The 14,938-nt window shown below is 73.2% G+C and carries 15 protein-coding genes; 2 read left to right on the plus strand and 13 right to left on the minus strand.

Features of this window, described 5'->3' with window-relative positions:
• The 8 genes from hydA to OHA91_RS08285 all read right to left on the minus strand — a co-directional run bounded on the left by hydA (position 1) and on the right by OHA91_RS08285 (position 7,389).
• Entirely contained in the window at positions 1–1,401 is a 1,401-nt protein-coding gene (gene hydA / locus OHA91_RS08250) for a dihydropyrimidinase (protein ID WP_031154462.1), read from the minus strand.
• A 12-nt stretch (positions 1,402–1,413) separates the two neighbouring features.
• Entirely contained in the window at positions 1,414–2,718 is a 1,305-nt protein-coding gene (locus OHA91_RS08255) for an aspartate aminotransferase family protein (RefSeq protein ID WP_031154460.1), read from the minus strand.
• Positions 2,715–3,557: a nitrilase-related carbon-nitrogen hydrolase gene (locus OHA91_RS08260; RefSeq protein WP_031154458.1), complete on the minus strand. Its 843-nt coding sequence runs from the start codon at positions 3,555–3,557 to the stop codon at positions 2,715–2,717. The genes OHA91_RS08255 and OHA91_RS08260 overlap by 4 nt, the downstream gene beginning before the upstream one ends.
• 234 nt (positions 3,558–3,791) lie before the next feature.
• The gene (locus OHA91_RS08265) at positions 3,792–5,225 is read right to left on the minus strand and encodes a hypothetical protein (protein WP_051893389.1); all 1,434 of its coding nucleotides are present in this window, start codon (positions 5,223–5,225) and stop codon (positions 3,792–3,794) included.
• A 165-nt stretch (positions 5,226–5,390) separates the two neighbouring features.
• On the minus strand, positions 5,391–5,771 hold the full coding sequence (locus OHA91_RS08270) for a PPOX class F420-dependent oxidoreductase (RefSeq protein WP_031154453.1): 381 nt from the start codon (positions 5,769–5,771) through the stop codon (positions 5,391–5,393).
• Positions 5,772–5,816: 45 nt separating this feature from the next.
• Positions 5,817–6,473, minus strand: coding sequence for a fasciclin domain-containing protein (locus OHA91_RS08275; protein WP_031154451.1), 657 nt, complete (start codon positions 6,471–6,473; stop codon positions 5,817–5,819).
• Positions 6,474–6,799: 326 nt separating this feature from the next.
• Positions 6,800–6,976 (minus strand): hypothetical protein, encoded by a 177-nt coding sequence (locus OHA91_RS08280; RefSeq protein WP_158714840.1) that lies wholly within the window; start codon positions 6,974–6,976, stop codon positions 6,800–6,802.
• Positions 6,977–7,137: 161 nt separating this feature from the next.
• On the minus strand, positions 7,138–7,389 hold the full coding sequence (locus tag OHA91_RS08285; RefSeq protein WP_031154448.1) for a helix-turn-helix domain-containing protein: 252 nt from the start codon (positions 7,387–7,389) through the stop codon (positions 7,138–7,140).
• A gap of 64 nt (positions 7,390–7,453) precedes the next feature.
• Here OHA91_RS08285 and map point away from each other — a divergent pair, with 64 nt between their 5' ends.
• Positions 7,454–8,221, plus strand: coding sequence for a type I methionyl aminopeptidase (map, locus tag OHA91_RS08290; RefSeq protein ID WP_328738944.1), 768 nt, complete (start codon positions 7,454–7,456; stop codon positions 8,219–8,221).
• Between the two features lie 42 nt (positions 8,222–8,263).
• Here the strand turns inward: map and ggt are convergent, their stop codons facing one another.
• Complete coding sequence (ggt, locus tag OHA91_RS08295) at positions 8,264–10,039, minus strand: gamma-glutamyltransferase (RefSeq protein ID WP_408059157.1); 1,776 nt, start codon at positions 10,037–10,039, stop codon at positions 8,264–8,266.
• Positions 10,040–10,250: 211 nt separating this feature from the next.
• Here ggt and OHA91_RS08300 point away from each other — a divergent pair, with 211 nt between their 5' ends.
• On the plus strand, positions 10,251–10,976 hold the full coding sequence (locus tag OHA91_RS08300) for a hypothetical protein (protein WP_031154441.1): 726 nt from the start codon (positions 10,251–10,253) through the stop codon (positions 10,974–10,976).
• On the opposite strand, the gene OHA91_RS08305 is transcribed toward OHA91_RS08300, so the two are convergent.
• The 4 genes from OHA91_RS08305 to OHA91_RS08320 form a co-directional block, all read right to left on the minus strand.
• A complete protein-coding gene (locus tag OHA91_RS08305) occupies positions 10,936–12,195 on the minus strand; it encodes a cytochrome P450 (protein WP_328738947.1) in 1,260 nt (419 codons plus the stop codon). The genes OHA91_RS08300 and OHA91_RS08305 overlap by 41 nt on opposite strands.
• A 70-nt stretch (positions 12,196–12,265) precedes the next feature.
• Positions 12,266–12,802, minus strand: coding sequence for a hypothetical protein (locus OHA91_RS08310; RefSeq protein ID WP_328738948.1), 537 nt, complete (start codon positions 12,800–12,802; stop codon positions 12,266–12,268).
• Complete coding sequence (locus tag OHA91_RS08315; RefSeq protein WP_328738949.1) at positions 12,799–14,244, minus strand: HAMP domain-containing sensor histidine kinase; 1,446 nt, start codon at positions 14,242–14,244, stop codon at positions 12,799–12,801. Before OHA91_RS08315 ends, OHA91_RS08310 begins: the two co-directional genes overlap by 4 nt.
• Before the next feature lie 6 nt (positions 14,245–14,250).
• Positions 14,251–14,934, minus strand: a complete 684-nt coding sequence (locus OHA91_RS08320; RefSeq protein WP_031154432.1) for a response regulator transcription factor — start codon at positions 14,932–14,934, stop codon at positions 14,251–14,253.
• Positions 14,935–14,938 lie beyond the last annotated feature (4 nt).

The following is a 14,938-nucleotide window of genomic DNA, read 5'->3' on the forward strand; positions in this document are numbered from 1 at the left end:
TTACAGGTACTGGCAGGTGGAGCGGTGGACGAAGGCCCCGTGGCCGGCCCGGCCGGTGTACTCGCGCCGGTCGATGACGAGTTCGCCGCGCGAGAGCACGGTGTCGACGCGTCCGGTGATCCGCTTGCCCTCGTACGCCGAGTAGTCCACGTTCATGTGGTGCGTCTCGGCGGAGATGACCTGCTCGGCGTGCGGATCGTAGAGGACGATGTCGGCGTCGGCCCCGGGTGCGATGGTTCCCTTCTTCGGGTAGAGGCCGAACATCCGGGCGGGCGTGGCGCAGGCGATCTCGATCCACCGGCGGCGGCTGATGTGGCCGTCCACCACGGCCTGGTGCAGGAGGTCCATCCGGTTCTCCACGCCCGGCAGCCCGTTGGGGATCTTCGAGAAGTCCCCCCGGCCCAGCTCCTTCTGGCCCCGGAAGCAGAAGGGGCAGTGATCGGTGGAGACCACCTGGAGGTCGTTGGTCCGCAGCCCCCGCCACAGCGCCGCCTGGTGTTCGCGGGGCCGCAGCGGGGTGGAACAGACGTACTTGGCTCCCTGGAAGTCCGGCTCCGCCAGGTTGTCGGTGGACAGGAACAGGTACTGCGGACAGGTCTCCCCGAAGACCGGGAGCCCCTTGTCGCGGGCCGCCGCGAGCTCGGCCACGGCCTCCTCCGCCGATACGTGCACGACGTACAGCGGGGATCCGGCGACCCGGGCGAGCTGGATGGCGCGGTGGGTGGCCTCCGCCTCCAGGAGCACCCTGCGGACCTCGCCGTGGTGGCGGGGGTCGGTCTCGCCTCGGGCCAGGGCCTGTTCGACGAGGACGTCGATGGCGATGCCGTTCTCGGCGTGCATCATGATCAGCCCGCCGTTGGCGGCGCCGCGCTGCATCGCCCGCAGGATCTGCCCGTCGTCGCTGTAGAAGACGCCCGGGTAGGCCATGAACAGCTTGAAGGAGGTGACGCCCTCCCCCACGAGGAGGTCCATCTCCTTCAGGGTGCCCTCGTTGACGTCCGAAAGGATCATGTGGAAGGCGTAGTCGACGGCGCAGTTGCCGTCGGCCTTGGCGTACCAGGTGTCGAGTCCCTCGCGCAGGGAGTGGCCCACGCTCTGCACGGCGAAGTCGACGATGGTCGTGGTGCCGCCCCAGGCGGCGGCTCTGGTGCCGGTCTCGAAGGTGTCCGAGGCCGAGGTCCCGCCGAAGGGGAGCTCCATGTGGGTGTGGGCGTCGACGCCGCCCGGGATGACGTACTTCCCGGTGGCGTCGATCGTGCGTTCGGCGGTCCAGGCCCCGGCGGCCGCGGAGCCGTGCGCGGCCAGCGCCGCCACGCGGCCGTCCTCGATCAGGACGTCCGCGTGGATTTCGTCGGCGGCGGTGACGACCAGGCCGCCGCTGATGAGGGTGCGGTTGCTCATGGGAGGTTCCCCCTACTCGACACGGTTCACTTGGTGGAGTGCCTGTTCGAGGATCTCGGCGCCCTCTTCCGCCTCGGCGACGGTGAGGGAGAGCGGCGGCGCGATGCGCAGCACGCTGGTGTTGTGGCCGCCGCCCTTGCCGAGCAGCAGGCCGCCTTCGCGGGCGGCCTCCAGGACGGCGGAGGCGGCGTCCGGATCGGCCTCGTCGGTGCCGGGCCTGGTCAGTTCGATGCCGGCCATCAGGCCCCGGCCGCGGACCTCCCGCACGGCGGGAACGGTGGCGGCGATGCCGCGCAGCCGTTCCAGGAGCAGGCCGCCGACGCGGCGGGCGTTGCCCTGGAGGTCGTGTTCCAGCAGGTAGCCGAGGTTCGCGACACCGGCGGCCATGGTGACGGGGGAGCCGCCGAAGGTGGAGATGGAGTTGGAGTCCAGGCAGTTCATCACCTCGGCGCGGGCGACGACCCCGCCGATGGACATGCCGTTGCCGATGCCCTTGGCGAAGGTGAGGATGTCCGGCGGGCCGTTCTGGGCGTGGGCCTGCCAGCCCCAGAAGTGGTCTCCGGTGCGGCCCCAGCCGGTCTGCACCTCGTCGCTGATCCACAGGATGCCGTGGCGGTCGAGGACCTCGCGGAAGGCGCCGTACAGGCCGTCGGGCGGGGAGGTGAAGCCGCCGACGCCCTGGACCGGTTCGGCGATGAGGGCGGCCACTCCCCCGCGGGCCTGGCCGAGTACGTCCTCCAGGTCGGCGACGGCCGCGGCGGTGAAGGCGGTGTCGTCGAGGTGGGCGAAGGGGCCGCGGGTTCGGACGGCGCCGTGGACGTAGTAGGTCTGCAGCGGCGAGAGGCTGGTCGGCGACCAGCCGCGGTTGCCGGTGATGGAGACGGTGGAGAAGGACCGGCCGTGGTAGCTGTTGCGCATCGCCAGGATCTGGTTGGAGCGGCGGTACGTCGTCGCGAGCAGCAGGGCGGTGTCGTTGGCCTCGGTGCCGGAGGTGGTGAAGAAGACGCGGGCGTCGGGGATGCCGGACAGGGCGGCGACCCGCTCGGCCAGTTCGATCATCGGCCGGTTGAGGTACAGGGTGGAGGAGTGGATGATCCGCCCGGCCTGCTCGGCGACGGCCTTGGTGACTTCGGGCAGGGCGTGGGCGGTCATCGTGGTGAGGATGCCGCCGAAGAAGTCGAGGTAGCGGTTGCCGTCGGCGTCCCAGACGTGGCGTCCCTCGCCGTGGGTGAGCTCGATGGGGTTCTCGTAGTAGAGCGCGAGCCAGTCGGGCAGGACGGTGCGGTGGCGGTTGTGGAGCGGGGTGGGGTTGGTCACGGCTGTACGAGTCCTCCGTAGGCGTCGGGGCGGCGGTCGCGGTAGAAGGCCCACTGGTCGCGGACTTCCTTGATCAGGTCGAAGTCGAGGTCGCGGACGAGGAGTTCCTCCTCCTTGTCGCTGGCGACGTCGCCGACGAACCGGCCCCGCGGGTCGACGAAGTAGCTCGTGCCGTAGAAGTCGTTGTCGCCGTACTCCTCCTGGCCGATGCGGTTGATCGCGGCGATGAAGTACTCGTTGGCGACGGCCGCGGCGGGCTGTTCCAGCTGCCAGAGGTAGGCGGAGAGGCCGCGGTGGGTGGCGGACGGGTTGTAGACCAGTTGGGCGCCGGCCAGGCCCAGTTGGCGCCAGCCCTCGGGGAAGTGGCGGTCGTAGCAGATGTAGACGCCGATCCTGCCGACGGCGGTGTCGAAGACGGGCCAGCCGAGGTTGCCCGGGCGGAAGTAGTACTTCTCCCAGAAGCCCTTGACCTGCGGGATGTGGTGCTTGCGGTACTTGCCGAGGTAGGTTCCGTCGGCGTCGATGACGGCGGCGGTGTTGTAGTAGAAGCCCTCGCTCTCCAGCTCGAAGACCGGGACGACGACGACCATGCCGGTCTCGCGGGCGAGGTCCTGCATGCGGCGGACGGTCGGGCCGTCGGGGACCGCCTCGGCCCAGCGGTAGTGCTCGGGCTCCTGGACCTGGCAGAAGTAGGGGGCGTTGAACACTTCCTGGAAGCCGATGATCTTCGCACCCTCGGCGGCGGCCCGTCGAGCGTACTCCTCATGCTTGGCGATCATCGATTCGGTGTCTCCGGTCCAGGTGGCCTGGACCAGCGCGGCGCGGACGACTTGGGCCATGAGCTGCTCCTTGCGACGGGAACGCCGGTTCTACGCACGTAGACGGAGTGCGTAGGGAGTAGAACGTAGGCCTCGTCACAGCGTGGGGCAAGACCGCCGTGCGCGGTTGGAGTAGTCGATCACGTTACGTCGCGTCGTGGTCGTTTGCGGTCAGCAGGCGGGACTTTGACGACATGAACCGAGGGGTGTCCGCAAGGCGGCACGGCGGTCGCGCCGCACTCGCGGGGCGACTGGCTAGGTTGCGATGCCGGCCACGCGCAGGGCGTGGAGGAGGTCGCGGTGGCGGGCGCCGGGGAGTAAGCCGGCAGCCTGGAGCAGGCGCGGGGCGAGCCATGGCGGGTCGTGCCGGGCCAGGTCGGCGGCCTCCTCGGCGGTACGGACCCGTACGAAGGCTCCGAGCAGTGCGTCGGCCTCGCGGTTCCGGCCGGCCGCGCCGAGGGCGAGGGCCGCGTCGGCGACCTCGGCGCAGGGGCGGGCGACGCCCTGGCGCAGCAGGGCGTCGCGGTCGGCCTCCCGGCCGGCGTCGCCGAGGGCGGCGGCGGCCGCCGCGAGTTGTTCCGGCGGCAGCGAGGCCGCCTCCCACAGCAGGGTGGTCCAGTCGGCCGCCAGGCCGGCGCGGGCCAGTTCGGCGGCCAGCTCGGGCAGCTGCACGGCGGGCCACGTCGCGACCTGGCAGAGCAGGGCGTGCGCCTCGCCGGTGCGGCCCTGCGCGCGCAGCGCGAGCAGCTCGGCGGCGACGGCCCGCGGCCTGCCGGTCGGCGGCGCGGGCGCCGGCGCCGGCGCGGCCTGCGGTACGGGCGACGGCTCGGGCTCGGCCTCGGGCCTCGGCCGGCCGAAGCGGGCGCCGCGCGGGGCGGGATGGGACTCCGGACTCGCCGGCCCGCCCGGGGCCTCGGCGTCCGGGTGGCCCGGGGGCGGGGTGAAGGCCAGGGCCTCGGGAGCCGCCGCTCCGGCGTACCGGGCGCCCCCGGCCCGCCGCGCCCCGCGCAGCCACCGCCCTTCGGCCCGCCCGACGGGCGGCAGGGCCGTCGCCTCAGCCGGGCCCTCGTCAGCCCCACCCGCCGCGGCCGGAGCCTGCGGCCGGACTCCCGACCCGGCATCGGCCTGCGCGGGCGCCCCTTCCCCGGGCGATGCCGCCCGCCAGGCCCCCGCGCGCGCCGCGGGCTGCGCGTCCGGAGCCTCGGGGACCTGCGGCCGAGCGCCCGCCGGGGCAGGTCCGGGGTCCGTTCGGGTCCCGGGCCGGGGCGGGTGGGGGGCACGTTGGTGGGGGACGGTCGGCGAAGGGGTGGCTTTCAGGGCGGCCAGGCGGGCCGCCAGGTCCTCGTGGCGGGCCGCGGCGCGGGCCACGTCGTCCTGGGTCCAGGACAGTTCGCGGGTCAGGGCGTCGGTCTCGGCCCGGTCGGCGGTCCCGCCGAGGCGGGCGGTCAGGCTCCGCAGGGCGGCCTCCGACTCGGCCCGCTGGGCGGCGGCCGCCGCGAGCAGGGTCCGCAGTTCCTCCTCGCCACCCGGCAGCCGGTCCCACACGGTGACGGCCGCCGCCCGCAGCCGGGCGGCGTATACGGTCTCCCGTGCCGCGAGCTCCGCTCCCCCCGCCCCAGCAAGGTCCCTCAGCAGCGATTCCACCACGTCCCACGGGGGTATCGCCGCCCCGTTCAGACAGGCCCGCACGCCCTCCGGATCCCGGCGTAGGAATTCCCCGTACCAGCCTGCCCCGGCATCCAGCCTCTGCGTCAACCCCCGCAAATATCCGGAGAGTTGACTGATCGCCAGTGAAGTCGCGGTCTCCATGACCGCATTGGACCCCACCCGTGTTACGGGCGGGCTACGGGAGTCTCAAAGCTTGACGGCGATCGCGGTGTGCGGCCGCTTCCCCCGCCGCACCAGAGCGGCGGGCACGTCCACCGCCCAGAACTGCCAGGTGTACTTGCGCGACATCAGCTTGCGCACCCGGCGCAGGCCCTCCTCGTCGAGCAGCCGGGCCTGCCCCTCGGTCACGGGGGCGCCTTCCTCGAGGCGCCCTCGCACGTCGCACGCGGCGACCGTGACCCGCCCGTCGTTGCGGATGCGCTTGACCTTCCAGGAGTCGCTGCGCGTCCACACGTACAGCTCACCCCCGTCGGCGACCGCCCACACCGGCGTCGCCACGGGCGTGCCGTCCTTGCGGAAGGTGGTGAGGCTGACGTACCGCGCGCTGCCGAGCTCCTGGAGACCCATACCCGGACCCTAACGCGGACGGCCGACAGCCCGGCCCACCGCCCGCTACTTCGGCATCAGGACGGTGTCGACGATGTAGACGGTGGCGTTGGCGGTCTCCACCTCGCCGCAGACCACGTTGGAGGTGCCGTTGACCTTGTACTCCTCCCCCAGGCCGTCCGTGGTCAGCTCGCTCTTCTGCAGCGTCTCGAAGGTGCCGCTCTCCAGCTGCCTCGGCGTCAGCTTCTGGCCGACGACGTGGTAGGTGAGGATCTTGGTCAGCGCGGCCTTGTCGGCGAGGACCTTGTCGAGGTCGGCCTTCGGGATCTTCGCGAAGGCGTCGTTGGTCGGCGCGAAGACGGTGATGTCCTTGGCGTTGTTGAGGGTGTCGACCAGGCCGGCCTTCTTGACCGCGGCGACCAGCGTGGACAGGGCCGGGTTGTTGGAGGCCGCGGTGGCGACCGGGTCCTTGGCCATGCCCTCGAAGGAGCCTGCCCCCTGCTTGGGCACGCCGGCACAGGCCGGGCCGAAGGGGCCGTCGGCCGTCACGGCGCCGTCGGCGGCCGCCGGGCTGCCGGCCGCCTGGTCCTGGGCGGAACCGGCGGCGGGGGCGGCCCCGGCGTCGCCGCCGGAGTCCGAACAGGCCGCGAGCGAGAAGGGCAGGAAGGCGGCCGCGGCCACGGCGATCGCGGTACGGCGGATGCGGGTGCGGGTGTTGTTCATGATCGGTTGCTCCTCGGACTTCAGTGATGGGATTCGGGGGACGGTGACGAAGCCGCTGCGCCCGGTGCCGACGGCGGGTCGGGGCCGCTGGGTCGGGGTCCTGTTCCGTTCGGGACGCAGGTCGACGCGGCAGGAGTCGCGGTACGGCGTGGCGGGCGGGCCGATCCCCGCAGCGGAGGACCGGCAGGCCCGGGGCGACGGCGGCGCAGGGCGGCGGCCGCGGGCCGGACGAGGGTGGTGCGCAATGTGCTCACACCATGGATTCGGCGCGCTCCGCCCGGCGGATGGGTCCTTCACCCCATCGGGTGAGAACGGGGTGTCACAGCTCAGCGGCCGTGCGGGCCTCCCGGCTCCACGGCTCCCGTTCGGCCCCGCCCGTCCGCTTCGCGCAGGGGGCCCGGCCGGTCGTCCGGCAGCGTGCACGCCGCCAGCAGCAGCCCTCCCGCGAGGAGGGCGCCGACGGCTGCGAATCCGAGTCGTTTGGCTGCGTTCGTGGCTGACACGCCTTCACGCTTGCCCCGCGCGCGGCAAGTCCCACCGCGGATTGGGCCGTTCGGCCTCGGCTCCCGCCCGAACGGCACGGCGGTCGGTGCACGGCGGGGGCGTCGGGGCACCGCGGGGGCGGCGGGGGCGAGCCCTCTCGGCGGCTTCGGCGGCCTGGGCCTCAGGCGGGTACGGCCGCGCAGCGCCTGAGCACGTCGTCGAGCGAGAGCCCGAGCGCCTCGGCGAGGGCGGCGACGGTGAAGAAGGCGGGGGTGGGCGCCCTGCCCGTCTCGATCTTGCGCAGGGTCTCGGCGGAGAGCCCTGCCCCGGCCGCGACCTCGACCATGCTGCGGGCACCGCGGGCTTCGCGCAGCAGGGCGCCCAGGCGCTCGCCGCGCTCGCGCTCTTCGGGGGTGAGAGGGGTACGGACCATGCGCCCATCCTACCCGGACGACCAATAGTTATCCCGTTACAGTTATACCGGTATAGTTATTGGCATGGTGGAACTGAAGACAGCACCCGAGATCGAGAAGATGCGCGCCGCGGGCCAGGTCGTCGCCCGTGCCCTGGCCGCCGTACGGAAGGCCGCCCATGTGGGAGTGGCCCTGTCGGACCTGGACCGGGTGGCCCGCGAGGTGCTCCGGGCGGCCGGAGCGACGTCACCCTTCCTCGGCTACCGGCCGAGCTTCGCGCCGGTGCCCTTCCCCGCGGTGGTGTGCGCCTCCGTCAACGACGCGATCGTGCACGGCGTCCCCGACGACTACCGGCTGTGCGACGGCGACCTCGTCAGCATCGACTGCGGGGCGAAGCTCGGCGGCTGGGCCGGGGACGCGGCGGTCAGCTTCACCGTCGGCCGCGCCCGCCCCGAGGACCTGCGGCTGATCGAGACGTCCGAGGCGGCCCTCGCGGCCGGCATCGCCGCCGCCGTGCCCGGCAACAGGATCGGGGACATCGCCCACGCCGTCGGCACGGTCTGCCGCTCCGCCGGATACGGCGTCCCCGACGGCTTCGGAGGCCACGGCATCGGGCGGAACATGCACGAGGACCCGGGCGTGCCCAACGAGGGCGCGCCGGGGCGCGGCATGAAGCTGCGCCCCGGCATGGTCCTCGCCATCGAGCCGATGCTGATCGCCGGCGGTACGGACGACTACCGGTGCGACGGCGACGGCTGGACCCTGCGCACCGTCGACGGCACCCGAGCCGCGCACTCGGAGCACACGGTCGCGATCACCGCACGCGGCCCGCGGATCCTCACCGCGCTCTGACTCCCCCGGTCGGCTCCTGCAGACGGCTCCTGCGGACGGCTCCTACGGCTTGCCGTGCGGGCGTACGACCATGGCCGAGCCGCCGCCGCGCCGGGAGGTCTCGGCCGCCGCCAGCCATCGGCCGTCGGGCAGCCGCTGGACGCCGGTGGCCGCGCCGATCTCCGGGTTCTGCCGGAAGCCGTGGCCCAGGGCCTCCAACTCGGCGCGCAGCGGGCTGTTCCACAGGCCCGGTTCCAGCTCGGTGGTGGTCTGGTTGCGCTGGCTGGCCCGGGGCGCGGAGATCGCGTCGACCAGCGGCAGGCCCCGGTCGAGGTGGCCGGTCAGGGTCTGCAGGACGGTGGTGATGATGGTGGCTCCGCCGGGCGAACCGACCGCCAGCACCGGCCGGCCGTGGTCCAGCACGATCGTCGGGGACATGGACGAGCGCGGCCGCTTGCCGGGGCCGGGCAGGTTCGGGTCCGGGACGCCGGGCGCCGCCCGGGCGAAGGAGAAGTCGGTGAGCTCGTTGTTGAGCAGGAAGCCGCGGCCGGGGACGGTGATCGCGCTGCCGCCGGTGGACTCGATGGTCAGGGTGTAGGAGACGACGTTGCCCCAGCGGTCGGCGACCGTCAGGTGCGTGGTGTTCTCGCCCTCGTACGTGGTCGGGGCGGCCTGTCCGGTGGTGGCGCAGGGCACCGGGCGGCGCGGGTCGCCGGGGGCCAGCGGGCTGGTCAGGGCCCGGTCCGGCTTGATCAGGCAGGCGCGGGAGTCGGCGAAGCGCTGCGAGAGCAGTTCACGGGTCGGCACGTCCTCGGCGGCCGGGTCGCCGACCCAGCGGCCGCGGTCGGCGAAGGAGATCCGGGAGGCCTCGATGAAGCGGTGCAGGTACTGGGCCTCGGAGAGCTTCGAGAGGTCGGTCCGTTCCAGGATGTTCAGCGCCTCGCCGACCGTGGTGCCGCCGGAGGAGGAGGGCGCCATGCTGTAGACGTCCAGGCCCCGGTAGTTCACCCGGGTGGGGTCCTGCCGCTTGGTGCCGTACGCGCGCAGGTCCCCGGCGGTCAGGTCGCCGGGCCGGACCGTGCGGGTGGCCGCGGGGTCCACCGGGGGCGTGCGGACGGTGCGGACGATGTCGTCGGCGATGGGGCCCCGGTAGAGGGCGCCGGTGCCCTTGCGGGCGAGTTCGGCGTAGGTGTCGGCGAGGTCCGGGTTCTTGAAGGTGGAGCCGACGACCGGCAGGGAGCCGCCCGGCAGGAAGAGCTTCGAGGTGTCCGGGAAGTCCCTGAACCGGGCTTCGTTGAGCTCGGTCTGGGCCCGGAAGGTGGCGTCCACCGTGAAGCCGTCGCGGGCCAGTTTCTCGGCGGGCCGCAGGAGTTGGCGCAGCGGGCGGCTGCCCCAGGCGTCGAGGGCGCTCTTCCAGGTGGCGGGGGTGCCGGGGACTCCGACGCCGAGGCCGCTGGTCTGGCCCTCGGCGAAGGGGATGGGCTGGCCGTTCTCCTGGAACAGGGTGGCGGTGGCCGTGGCCGGGGCGGTCTCCCGGCCGTCGACGGTGTGTACCCGGTGCGAGCGGGCGTCGTAGTAGACGAAGTAGCCGCCGCCCCCGATGCCCGCCGAGTAGGGCTCGGTGACGCCGAGCGCGGCGGCGGTGGCGACGGCCGCGTCGACGGCGTTGCCGCCGGCGCGCAGCACGGCGATCCCGGCGGCCGAGGCGTCGGCGTCGACGCTGGCGACGGCACCGCCGTAGCCGGCGGCGACCGGCACCTTCGCCGGCGGGGCCGGGGCCGCGGCGGCGGTGGGCGGGGCGGCTCCGGTCGAGACGAGTGCGGCGACGACGGTCAGCATCGGTAACGTGCGGGCGACGGCGGGACGGTGCATCCGGACCTCCAGTGGCAGCGTGGGCCGAGCCTAGCGCCGGGCCCGCCGCCCCGTCAGGGCGTCGGCCGTGGCGCGCCGCCCGACGGGACGGACCGGGGCCGGGGCCGCGCCGGACGTCGGCGGACCGGGGCGCACCGCGGCGGTGATCTCTCGCGGCAAATGGCCTAGCATCCCGCGCATGAACGACGACGTGCGCAACATCGTGCTCGGGGTGATAGCCACCGCCGTCAGCGGCGGGTTCGGCTGGTTCTCCCGGACCTACCTCTGGCGGCGCGCGCTCCGCCGCAAGCAGGCCTTCTTCGGGCTGCCGACCGGCTCCGACTGCCTGTTCGTGGTCAACCGGCAGATGGGGGGCAAGGATTCCTCCCTGCACCGCAACGACGCCTTCGCCCTGCTGGAGATCTCCGCGCTGATCAAGGACTGCGGGGCGAACGTCCAGATCGTCACGCACGACACAGCCCGCCAGGGCTTCGGCGACCGGGCCGAGTTCTGCGTCGGCGGGCCCAGCTCCAACGCCCGCACCACGGCGCACCTGGCGTCCATGCTGCCGGGCATCACCGTCAACACGGACGCGGAGCAGCACGAGGACCGGGGCGCGATCCGCGTGGGCGACGAGGTCTACCGGTGGCGCAAGGGTCTGGAGGAGTACGTGGTGCTGGCCCGGCTGGCGGGCGGGGAGGGCGGCCGGCCGGTGTTCCTGCTGTCCGGGCAGACCGCGGTCAGCAACCAGGCTGCGGCCCGGTATCTGAACCGGCAGCACACGCACCTGGCGCGCAAGTACGGGGTGGCCTCCTTCTGTCTGGTGCTGAAGGTCGTGAACTCCGACGCCTATGGGCCGGACGTGGCCGAGCTGGTCGCGGACGTCACCCGGGCGGCCCGGACACCCGCAGCGGCAGTCGCGTGATCCCGTTGATGAAGTTCGACACCAACCGCCCGGGTGGACCGGCGAGTTCCGGCACGGGCATGGCCGCGCACCACTCCTCGTAGAGGGTGCGCAGTTGGAGCCGGGCGAAGTGCGCGCCCAGGCAGACGTGCGGGCCGTCCCCGAAGGACACGTGCGGGTTGGGGGTGCGGCCGAGGTCCAGGCGGCCGGGGTCGGTGAAGACGCGCTCGTCGTGGTTGGCGGAGGTGTGGAAGACGACGACCTTGTCGCCGGCCCGGACCGGCTGCCCGGCCGGTTCGTGGTCGACGGCGGCGGTGCGGCGGAAGCTGAGGACCGGCGGGTGGACGCGCAGGAGTTCCTCGACGGCGCTCTGCGCGGGGACCTTCCCCTCCGCGAGCCGGCGGTATTCGTCGGGTGCGCGGGCGAGGGCGAGGAGGCCGCCGGGGGCGGCGCTGCGTACGGTGTCGTTGCCCGCGACGGTGAGCAGGAAGAAGAACATCTCCAGTTCGGCCGGGTCGAGCCCGGCCGTGGCGAGGGCGGTCATCAGGTCGTCGCCGGGGTGTCGGCGTTTGTGGGCGGCGAGTTCGCGGGCGTACGCGAACATCTCGCCGAGCAGGGCCGGGGAGCGCGGGTTGAGGGGCTTGCCGTCGGGTCCGAGGGGCGGTGCCGGGGCGTCGTCGGGGTCCTGGTAGCCGATGACGCGGACGGTCCATTCCAGCAGCAGGGCCCGGTCGGCGGGCGGGACGCCGAGCAGGTCGGTGAGGTTGAGCAGTGCGTACTCGTCGGTGACGGTGCGGACGAGGTCGGCGGCGCCGTCTTCGGCGGCGTCCCGGGCGGCGGCCAGCAGGGTGCGGGCCCGTTCGCGTACGCGCCCGGCGAAGGCGTCGACGCGGGCGGGGGTGAAGGCGCGGGCGACGAGCCGGCGCAGCCTGCCGTGCTCCGGCGGGTCCTGGTTGAGCATGGTGCGGCGCAGGAAGGGCAGGTCGGCCGGGTCGGGGTCGCGGATCTGGGTGGCGCCCAGCCAGGAGGAGTACGTCCGGTGGTCGCGCAGGACCCGGACGACGTCGGCGTGCCGGGTGACGGCCCAGAATCCGGGGCCGGCGGGCCAGCCCGCGATCTCGGGCTCCGGCTGCCAGGCCACGGGGTGGTGGTCGCGCAGCAGCCGGTAGCGCTCGTGCGGGACGCCGACGGCGTAGAGGCGGGGGTCGAAGACGTCGGGGACGTCCGCGGCGTGGTCCATGGGGCCACCGTGACGGGTGTCCGGCCCCGCCCGCAAGGGCACCGCCCCTGCGGACAGGAGCCGCCGGGCGTCAGCGCCGCGGGTTGCAGTCGGCGGCGGGCAGGACGGCGTCGGTGCCCTTGATGCTGACCTGGCTGAGGGTGTCGGGCACGGCGGAGACGCCGACGGTGCACACCAGCTGGTTGCGGGCCAGGTCCGACAGGCCGCCCACGGCGAAGGGGACGCTGACGGTCAGCCCCTTGTCCGGCGAGTACCTGCTCACCGACACCGCGTCCACCTGCTCGTCGGGCACCTTCGGCAGCGCCGTGGTGAGCCCTGCCGCCGAAGCAGGGCCGCTGGGTCCGTCCAGCAGCAGCCGCGCGAGCGGTGTGGGCGCGAGGGTGTATTCGGTGCTGATCGAGAACGGGACCGGGACGAGCCGGTCGCCCTCCTTGGAGACGAAGTAGAGGACGGCGGCGTTCTTGGCGCCGGGAACCTTGACGGCGGCGGCGTGGCCGCTCTCGATCACCCCGGTGCGTTTGATCCCGCATCCGGCGAGCAGCAGGGCGCAGCCGGCCATTGCGGCGGTGGCCGCCGCGGCGCGGGCTCTCGTCTTCCGCCCTGTCATACGTGGGCCTCCAGCGGCATGTCGAGGGTGAAGAGGGCGCCGCCGGCGGGTCGGTTGCCCGCCCGGAGGGTGCCGCCGTGCAGGCGGACGTTCTCCAGGGTGATGGCGAGTCCGAGGCCGCTGCCGGCGGAGCGGGTTCGGGCCGCGTCGGCCTTGAAGAAGCGGTCGAAGATGTGCGGCAGCACCTCGGGGGCGATGCCGGGGCCGCTGTCGGCGACGTCGATGAGGAGCCGTTCTCCGTCCGCGCCGGCTGCGGTGCTCACGGTGACGTGGACGGGGGCGCCGCCGTGCCGCAGGGCGTTGCCGACGAGGTTGGCGAGGACCACGTCGAAGCGGCGCGGGTCGAGGCGGGCGCGTACCCCGTGGGGCAGGTCGGTGACGACGCGGGCGTCGTCCCAGTGGCGTCGTTCGAGGGTCTTGCGCACGGCTTCGGCGATGTCGACGTCGTCGAGGTTGAGCTCGGCGGCCCGGGCGTCGAACCGGGAGATCTCCATGAGGTCCTCGACGAGGACGGCGAGTTTTCCGGTCTCGGCGCTGACCAGGCGCAGGGCCTTGGCGGTGTCGGCGTCGAGGCGGGCGGCGTCCTCGTCCAGGACCTCCGTGACGGCGAGCATGCCGGCGAGCGGGGTGCGCAGTTCGTGGGAGACGTCGGAGGCGAAGCGGCGGGCGCGGACCTCGGCCTCCTGGAGTTCGCGCACGGACTGTTCCAGGGCGCGGGCGGTCTCGTTGAAGGTGCGGGCGAGTCCGGCGAGTTCGTCGGCCCCCCGGACCTCGATGCGGGTGTCGAGGCGGCCGCGTCCCAGTTTCTGTGCGGCGCGGCGCATGTCGCGGACCGGGCGCAGCACGCTGCGGGCGGCCAGCAGGGCGGGGACGATGGCGATGGCCAGGCCCGGGACGGCGCCCTGCTGGGCCGCCTCGACCATGGCTTCGACGGTCTGCTTCTCGGTGGAGAGCGGGACGCTGGCGTAGAAGACGACCCCGGTGGATTCGATGTACCCGTTGTGCTCGAAGAGGGCGGGGACGCCGATGGTGAGCCAGGGGCTGCCGCGCTGGTCCTCGACGCGCTGGAAGGCGGCGTACTGGTTGTTGCGGACCCGGTCGCGCAGGCTGTCGGTGATCACGGTGGACGTGGGCGTGCCGGGGTTGGTGGAGACGCGTATGCCGCCGTACTCGCCGAAGATGATCCACGGGTGGGGTTTGCCGCGCTTGCCGAGCTCGATGACGATGCGCTGGAGCTCCTGCTGCTCCAGGGGCAGGCGGATCTCCTGCTGCTCGACCTGGTCCCGCAGGGTGCTGACGGCGGTGTCCTGGGTCTGTTTGAGGATGGCGTTGCGCGCCTGCTGGTAGGTCAGGGCCGCGGTGGTTCCCGCACTGATCGCGGCGACCAGGAGGAAGGCCGCGATCAGCCGGGTGCGCAGCCCCAGGGGTGCTATGCGTCGCACCGCGGCCTACAGGGGACCGAAGCGGTAGCCGAAGCCGCGCACGGTCTGTATGTAGCGGGGGCTGCGGGCGGGGTCCTCGATCTTGTGGCGCAGGCGGCGGACGCAGGCGTCCACGAGGCGGGCGTCGGCGTGGTAACTGTGGTCCCAGACGTATTCGAGGAGCTGCTGGCGGGAGAAGACCTGTTCGGGCGAGGCCGACAGGTGCAGCAGGAGCTTGATCTCGCTGGGTGCGAGGGCGACGCGTTCGCCGTTCTTGGCGACGGTCAGTCCGGCGCGGTCGATGACGAGTTCGCCGTGGCTCTCGATGCCGGGGCGGGATCCCACCGGGTCGCTGAGCCGGCGCAGGACGGCCTTGATGCGGGCTTCGATGACCTCGGTGCGGGCGGGTTTGACGATGTAGTCGTCGGCGCCCGCCTCCAGGCCGATGACGATGTCGAAGTCGTCGCCGCGTGCGGTGAGCATGATGATCGGCACTTCGCTGGTCTGGCGGATGCGGTGGCAGACCTGCACGCCGTTGATGCCGGGCAGCATCAGGTCGAGCAGCACGAGTTCGGGGTGGAAGCTCGTCATCAGGGCGAGTCCGTCCTCCCCGGTCTCGGCGGCCCGGACCTCGTGGCCGCGGCGGCGCAGGCCGAGGCCCACCCCTTCGCGGATGGAAGGGTCGTCCTCGATCAGCAGTACGCGTGGCATCCGG

Source organism: Streptomyces erythrochromogenes (assembly GCF_036170895.1).
Lineage (GTDB): Bacteria > Actinomycetota > Actinomycetes > Streptomycetales > Streptomycetaceae > Streptomyces > Streptomyces erythrochromogenes.

Excerpts from the sequence above, each read along its gene's own strand:
- hydA (WP_031154462.1), bottom strand. The coding sequence starts at position 1,401 with ATGAGCAACCGCACCCTCATCAGCGGCGGCCTGGTCGTCACCGCCGCC.
- OHA91_RS08260 (WP_031154458.1), bottom strand. The coding sequence starts at position 3,557 with ATGGCCCAAGTCGTCCGCGCCGCGCTGGTCCAGGCCACCTGGACCGGA.
- OHA91_RS08270 (WP_031154453.1), bottom strand. The coding sequence starts at position 5,771 with ATGGGTCTCCAGGAGCTCGGCAGCGCGCGGTACGTCAGCCTCACCACC.
- OHA91_RS08275 (WP_031154451.1), bottom strand. The coding sequence starts at position 6,473 with ATGAACAACACCCGCACCCGCATCCGCCGTACCGCGATCGCCGTGGCC.
- OHA91_RS08285 (WP_031154448.1), bottom strand. The coding sequence starts at position 7,389 with ATGGTCCGTACCCCTCTCACCCCCGAAGAGCGCGAGCGCGGCGAGCGC.
- map (WP_328738944.1), top strand. The coding sequence starts at position 7,454 with ATGGTGGAACTGAAGACAGCACCCGAGATCGAGAAGATGCGCGCCGCG.
- ggt (WP_408059157.1), bottom strand. The coding sequence starts at position 10,039 with ATGCTGACCGTCGTCGCCGCACTCGTCTCGACCGGAGCCGCCCCGCCC.
- OHA91_RS08300 (WP_031154441.1), top strand. The coding sequence starts at position 10,251 with ATGAACGACGACGTGCGCAACATCGTGCTCGGGGTGATAGCCACCGCC.
- OHA91_RS08305 (WP_328738947.1), bottom strand. The coding sequence starts at position 12,195 with ATGGACCACGCCGCGGACGTCCCCGACGTCTTCGACCCCCGCCTCTAC.
- OHA91_RS08310 (WP_328738948.1), bottom strand. The coding sequence starts at position 12,802 with ATGACAGGGCGGAAGACGAGAGCCCGCGCCGCGGCGGCCACCGCCGCA.
- OHA91_RS08320 (WP_031154432.1), bottom strand. The coding sequence starts at position 14,934 with ATGCCACGCGTACTGCTGATCGAGGACGACCCTTCCATCCGCGAAGGG.